The following is a 6,671-nucleotide window of genomic DNA, read 5'->3' as shown; positions in this document are numbered from 1 at the left end:
AGGTCGACCTCGGGCAGCACGATGCCCGGATTCTTCGCATCCAGACCCAGGGCGGCGCGCAGGCGGTGCGGGCGCGGGTGCAGCTTCTTCAGCGCACTGGCGCCCTTGTGCGTGCCGATAAAGGCGAACACGTCGATCTTGCCGCTGGCCATCAGCGCGCTGACGGTCTCGCGCCCGCCGCCATAGATCACGTTGATCACCCCGGCCGGGAAGCTGTCGCGGAAGGCTTCGAGCAGCGGGCGAATCAGCAGCACGCCGAACTTGGCCGGCTTGAACACCACGGTGTTGCCCATGATCAGCGCCGGGATCAGGGTGGTGAAGGTCTCGTTCAGCGGGTAGTTGTAGGGCCCCATGCACAGGGTCACGCCCAGCGGCACGCGGCGAATCTGGCCGAGGGTGTCCTGCTCCAGCTCGAAGCGACTGGAGCGACGATCCAGCTCCTTCAGCGCACCGATGGTGTCGACGATGTAGTCGCAGGTGCGGTCGAACTCCTTCTCCGAGTCCTTGAGGTTCTTGCCGATCTCCCACATCAGCAGCTTGACCACCACCTCACGCTGCTCGCGCATGCGTGCCAGGAACGCCTCGACATGCTGGATGCGCTCGACCACGCGCATGGTCGGCCAGGCGCCCTGACCATTGTCATAGGCGCGCACCGCAGCCTCCAGGGCGACCAGCGCCGCCTCGGCATCCAGCTGCGGCGTGCTGCCGAGAATCACCTGCTGATCGCCCTCCTCGGTGGCGAGAAACACCGGACTGCGCACGGTTGCCAGTGGGCCGTTCCAGGTCAGCAACTGGCCATCGACCAGGTAGTCGCGCTGCTCGATGGGCTCACCCAGGCGGTACTGCTCGGGAATCTCGGCTAGGGTCGGAAATAGCGTGTCGAGACGGCTAACGGTGGTCATGGCATTACCTCATCTGATAACAAGTGGCCCAGGCCGTCGGCAGACAGACGACCCATGCCCGGTGTGAACAACATTCACGGCAGCGGCCAGCCGCCGACGCCCGTCCCGCAACTCAGTGCTAGCCGGCCTGGCGCCGCGCCAGCAACGCCTCGGCGCTGTAGGCCGCGCGTCCCTGCAGCGCCTCTTCTATGCGCAACAACTGGTTGTACTTGCCGACCCGGTCGGAGCGGCACAGCGAACCGGTCTTGATCTGCCCGGCGCAAGTGGCGACCGCCAGGTCGGCAATGGTGGTGTCCTCGGTCTCGCCGGAGCGGTGCGAGATCACCGCGCTGTAGCCAGCCGCCTGGGCCATGCGAATGGCCGCGAAGGTCTCGCTGAGGCTGCCGATCTGGTTGTACTTGATCAGGATCGAGTTGCCGATGCCGCGCTCAATGCCTTCGCTGAGGATCCGGGTATTGGTGACGAACAGGTCATCGCCCACCAGCTGCACACGCTGGCCGAGCTTCTCGGTGAGGTAGGCCCAACCATCCCAGTCGCTTTCGTCCATGCCGTCTTCGATCGAGACGATCGGGTAGCGCTGGCACAACCCGGCCAGGTAATCGGCAAAGCCCTTGGCGTCATAGGCCTTACCCTCGCCAGCGAGCACGTAGTGACCATCGCGGTAGAACTCCGAGGCCGCGCAATCCAGGGCCAGGGTGATGTCCTTACCCAGTACATAGCCAGAGCGCTCAACCGCCTGCTGGATCACCACCAGCGCCCCCTCATTGGAGGCCAGCGAAGGGGCGAAACCGCCTTCGTCGCCGACGGCGGTGCTCAGGCCGCGCTCACTCAGCACTTCCTTGAGCGTGTGGAACACCTCGGCGCCCATGCGCAACGCCTCTTTGAACGAGCTGGCGCCGACAGGCTGGATCATGAATTCCTGGATGTCGACATTGTTGTCGGCATGCTCGCCGCCGTTGATGATGTTCATCATCGGCACCGGCATGCTGAACTGCCCCGGCTGACCGTAGAGTGCCGCCAGGTGCTGGTACAGCGGCACGCCCTGCGCCGCGGCGGCGGCTTTGGCGCAGGCCAGGGACACCGCGAGAATCGCATTGGCGCCCAGCTCGGCCTTGCTCTCGGTGCCGTCCAGGGCAATCATCGCCGCATCGACCGCCTGCTGATCCAGCGCATCCAGGCCCAGCACGCAGTCACGGATGGCGCCATTGACGTTGGCCACGGCGCGCATCACCCCCTTGCCCTGGTAGCGCCGCGCGCCGTCGCGCAACTCCAGCGCCTCGCGCGTGCCGGTGGAAGCCCCGGAGGGCACGCTGGCGATGCCCAGCGCACCGCCGCTCAGGGTCACCAGCGCTTCTACCGTGGGATTGCCACGCGAGTCGAGAATTTCCCGCGCCGCGACCTGTTGGATAAGGGTTGTTTTATGCATGGTTCTCGGCACTCGTTGAAGTCGTTGAGTTCACTGCGCGATCGGCCGGCGACTCGAGCAGTTCGCGTTGTTCGGCATAGGCTTCGCGAAAATCGAAATCGCGCGGCCAGTCGCCCTCGGCCGGCGGTACGAGCACGCTGCGTTCGTTGTGGATACTGGATCGGTTCACACTCACTCCTCGATTAACAAAGGTCAGGTCCCGGTTATCTGCTGCACAGAGCCGAAGCTCTTCGTCGTGTTGCAGCCTGTTAACCAGCGCAGCAACCGATTGGGGCAGAGCCTTAACAAATACTGTCGCCCACCCGGATCACCCGCAGGCAGTTGGTGCCGCCCTGCGCACTGGCGTGATCGCCGCGGGTGATCAACACGTGATCGCCCTCCACCACCACGCCACGGCGCACCAGCTCGTCGACCGCGCGGCTGTTGACCTCGGTAATCGGCCAGGCATCGCTGTCGAAGGGAATGGTTTGCACGCCGCGAAACAGCGCGACGCGGTTCTGCGTGCGCGGATTGCGCGAGAAGGCGTAGATCGGCAGGTGCGAGCGAATCCGCGACATCAGCCGCGGCGTGTCGCCGCTCTCGGTCATGCAGATGATCGCCTTGACCCCATGCAGGTGATTGGCCGCATACATGGCCGACATGGCGACCGACTCATCGATCCGGTGGAACACCTCATCCATGCGGTGTTTGGAGCGATGCGCCAGGGGATGCTTTTCCGCACCGATGATCACCCGGCGCATGGCCTGCACGGTTTCGATCGGATAAGCGCCAGCCGCGGTTTCGGCCGAGAGCATCACCGCATCGGTGCCATCGAGCACCGCGTTGGCCACGTCGAACACTTCAGCGCGGGTCGGCATCGACTGGGTGATCATCGATTCCATCATCTGCGTCGCGGTGATCACCACGCGATTGAGGCTGCGCGCGCGATCGATGATCAGCTTCTGCACCGCGACCAGTTCGGCGTCGCCGATCTCCACCCCCAGATCGCCGCGCGCCACCATCACCCCGTCGGAGGTCTCGATGATGGCATCCAGTACGTCGAGGTCATTTACCGTTTCGGCGCGCTCGATCTTGGCGATCAAGCCGGCCTCGCCGCCCGCCTCGTGCAGCAGCCGGCGCGCCAGCTGGATGTCGGCGGCATCGCGGGGAAAGGACACCGCCAGGTAATCGACCCGCATGGCGGCGGCGGTCTTGATGTCGATGCAGTCCTTCTCGGTCAGCGCGGCAGCCGACAGGCCACCGCCCTTGCGGTTGATGCCCTTGTTATTGGACAGCGGGCCGCCGACCAGCACCTGGCAATGCAACTTGCTGCTCTCGACCCGCAGCACCTTGAGTTCGATGCGCCCGTCATCCAGCAACAGGATGTCGTCCGGGCGGCTGTCGTTGATCAGCGCCTCGTAATCGATGCCGACGGCCTGCGCGTCGCCGGCCTGCTTGTCCAGCGTGGCGTCGAGGATGAACCCCTGGCCCTTGTCCAGCTGCACCTTGCCTGCGGCGAAGCGGGCAATGCGAATCTTCGGCCCCTGCAGGTCGGCCAGCACCGCGACGAAGCGCCCATGCTTGCGGGCCATCTCGCGCACCAGATCGGCGCGAGCGATGTGCTCTTGCGCGCTGCCGTGGGAGAAGTTCAGGCGCACTACATCCACCCCAGCCAGTACCAGCCCTTCGATGGCCTCAGGGCTTTCGGTGGCAGGCCCCAGGGTGGCGACAATTTTTGTTCTGCGCTGCATAGCTGAATTCCCTCAATGGCTAGTGTTACGGATAGGGCAAGACCTGGGCTCGCCGACAAAGCAGGGACGCGACGTTCAATCGCCAGAACCGGAGCATCCCGACAGCCGTGCGCGAGGCGCAGCGAATGACTGCCGATACGAACCACTTCCGACTGGATTGAATGGCGATAAATGGTTGCTTTGCCAAAACAACATATAAATACCCCTACAAACTCAATCAATCAAGAGAATTTGTTGTAATAAAACAACATTACGATAAAAGACCCAAAAGTAACCGCGCGCAGCACAGCGCCTGCCGCGCAGAACCACCAATTCAGCCGGCTGGAAATGCCGCGGCACTGCCATGAGCAGGTCAGAGCAACCGCAGAGAAATGGATAAGCACCCCGACCTCGGCGATCGGCACGCCTGGGCGACTGTGTCAGGCCAGTCGCGCCTGCAACTGCAGCACACCGGCCTCGCCTGGCTGCAGGCTCAGGCTGTCGGCGCCACAGCTGGCCGCCTCGACACACAGGAAGCCCAGCGCCTCATTCCAGCCGACATCGGTCAGCGGCCGGCTACCGGGATGCCAGACCACGCTGTTAGCACCACCAGTGGTGTCGATCGACAAGCGTCGCTGCCAGCCCGGATCCTGCAAGTGCAGCAGGCCGCCGCGACGAAAAATCCGGTGGCAGTCATCCTCGATACGTAGCCCGCCATGCTGCTGGCAGTCGCGGCGAGTCAACAGGTCATAGCCCTGCGCGCCCTCCAGGCCCAGTAGCGCCACCGCCGACACCTCGCTGACCCGCCAATAGGCGTGCAAGGCATGGCTGAGCTGACAGGGCTGACTGTCCTGATGGCGCGTACACAGAATCAAATTCATCCCGGCGTCCAACTCGGCCTCCAGGGTCACTCGCCAGTCGCACAGCTCCAGTTGCCAGCGCAGGGAGATGCCCTGCTCGCGCACCTCGCTGTGCAGCAACTGCCAGTCGCTGAGTCGCGCCCAGCCATGGGACGGCCAGCCGCTCTCGCTCGGGTGCCGGCCGAACCAGGGCCAGCAGATAGGCACACCCCCGCGAATCGGCCCGTGCGGCTGCCAGTGACTGGCGCACCAGAGCCAGGGCCGCTCACCGCGCGGCTGGAAATGCAGCAGCTGACCACCCTGGCGGCTGAACACTGCCTGGCAACGCGGATGCTCAACCAACAGCAACTCGCGCCCCTGATGCGTCACCCAGCGCAAGGGCTCCCGCGCAGGCTGCAGAAACAACTCAGCCAGGGGGTGCTCAAGCGCACGCCCTGGCTGGGTTGCCGATTTGTCCGCAGAGCAACCGGGCAAGCGCCGTGGCTTAGCTAACGGCATTACCGCGCCTCGTCACGACAGCCGCTCGCGCTTCGCCGTCACCACCAGTATTCGACCTGCGCGCCGAAGTTGGAGCCGTGCCGCGCACTGCCGAAAGCGCCGCTGTCGGACAACGCCGAGCCGGCCGCCATCTGGCTGGCAGCGTTCTGCGCCGCCTGGTTCCAGCTGGCATAGGTGTAATACAGGCGGAACTCGGGGCGCGCCCAGAAATCGGGTCCGGCCGGCGACCAGGTCGGCGCCACGGTGAACTTGGTCAGCTTGCGCGTGCCGCCCTCGGCATCGACCTGATCGTGGCCTATTTCGCCGACCAGCTTGAACTGCTCGGTGAAGGCATAGCTGGTACGACCGCCGACCGACAGCCAGTTCTCATCGTCCCGATTGGCGCGTTTGTCCTTCTGATAGACCACCTGGAACTGACCCCCCAGACGCGGGGTGATCTGCCAGTCGAAGAACTCCACCATGCGGTAGCGCTTGGCACTGTCATCCAGCATCACATCCCCGGTCGAGCCCAGCGCGGTGCCGGGCCCCGGACCGTACTGCAGGGCCAGGGTGTTCTTGCCGCCGATGCCGAGGAAGTCCTGCTGCTTGTGCTGCGCGGTGATCGACCAGCCGCTGTGCGCCCCCTCGATATGCCGCGGCTTGTCGATGAAGCTCAGGCCGAATTCCAACTCGCCATTGGGGTTGGTGTCGAAGCCGGCGACGTTGAAGTCATGACGGTTGATGTATTCCTTCTGGAATACGCTGTCCTTGCGCGAGAAGGCGTAGCTGTACTTCAGCCCGCCCAGCTCGTAATCCTCGATACCCGCGCCGGTAGCGCTCTGGTTCCAGTAGAAGAAGTCGGAGATGTGGATGTCGTTACGCTTGTAGTAACGCCGTCCCGCCCACAACGAACCGCCATTGAGGGCCGGCAGCTTGCTCCACTCGGTATACAGCTGCGACATCCGCGAGAAGCCGTGCTCGCCGGTGAACTCCGGGGTGTGGCCGTACTCGTTGAACAGTTGCGCCATACCCTCGACGCTGACCACCGAGCCATCGTCCAGGGTCAACAGATCCTGGCGCAGATCCAGCTCCGCGTATTGCTCACACTCATTACCCAGGCGGAACTTCGATTGCGCCCCCGGCAACTGAAAACATGACTGCCGCTCACCATCCGAAGTGCCGGCGCCACTGCGCAGGTAGCCGGTGAACTCCAAGGCATACGCCGCCGCGGGTGACGCTAAATAACCCACGGCCAATGCCAGGCTCAAGCTCGTTGCTGCTCGCATATCCACTCCTC

Annotated in this window: 6 protein-coding genes; all 6 read right to left on the bottom strand. The window is 64.2% G+C overall.

Annotation, left to right across the window (positions count from 1 at the left end):
* Positions 1–902: aldehyde dehydrogenase family protein (locus FBY03_RS22095; RefSeq protein ID WP_147174495.1), on the bottom strand; the 902-nt coding region annotated here is incomplete at its 3' end.
* Positions 903–1,020: 118 nt separating this feature from the next.
* Positions 1,021–2,328: a phosphopyruvate hydratase gene (gene eno / locus FBY03_RS22090; protein ID WP_147174494.1), complete on the bottom strand. Its 1,308-nt coding sequence runs from the start codon at positions 2,326–2,328 to the stop codon at positions 1,021–1,023.
* Positions 2,321–2,497, bottom strand: coding sequence for a hypothetical protein (locus FBY03_RS23005; RefSeq protein ID WP_156088624.1), 177 nt, complete (start codon positions 2,495–2,497; stop codon positions 2,321–2,323). Before FBY03_RS23005 ends, eno begins: the two co-directional genes overlap by 8 nt.
* 112 nt (positions 2,498–2,609) lie before the next feature.
* Positions 2,610–4,058 carry a pyruvate kinase gene (gene pyk, locus FBY03_RS22085; RefSeq protein ID WP_147174493.1) on the bottom strand — a complete coding sequence of 483 codons (1,449 nt, stop codon included), beginning with the start codon at positions 4,056–4,058 and terminating at the stop codon, positions 2,610–2,612.
* 419 nt (positions 4,059–4,477) lie between these two features.
* A complete protein-coding gene (locus FBY03_RS22080) occupies positions 4,478–5,395 on the bottom strand; it encodes a D-hexose-6-phosphate mutarotase (RefSeq protein ID WP_147174492.1) in 918 nt (305 codons plus the stop codon).
* Positions 5,396–5,433: 38 nt separating this feature from the next.
* Positions 5,434–6,660, bottom strand: coding sequence for a carbohydrate porin (locus tag FBY03_RS22075; protein WP_147174491.1), 1,227 nt, complete (start codon positions 6,658–6,660; stop codon positions 5,434–5,436).
* Positions 6,661–6,671 lie beyond the last annotated feature (11 nt).

It is taken from the genome of Pseudomonas sp. SJZ079 (genome assembly GCF_007993865.1).
GTDB lineage: Bacteria > Pseudomonadota > Gammaproteobacteria > Pseudomonadales > Pseudomonadaceae > Aquipseudomonas.
The sequence above is the reverse complement of the archived record's forward strand: the minus strand, read 5'-3'. Positions and strand labels throughout refer to the sequence as shown.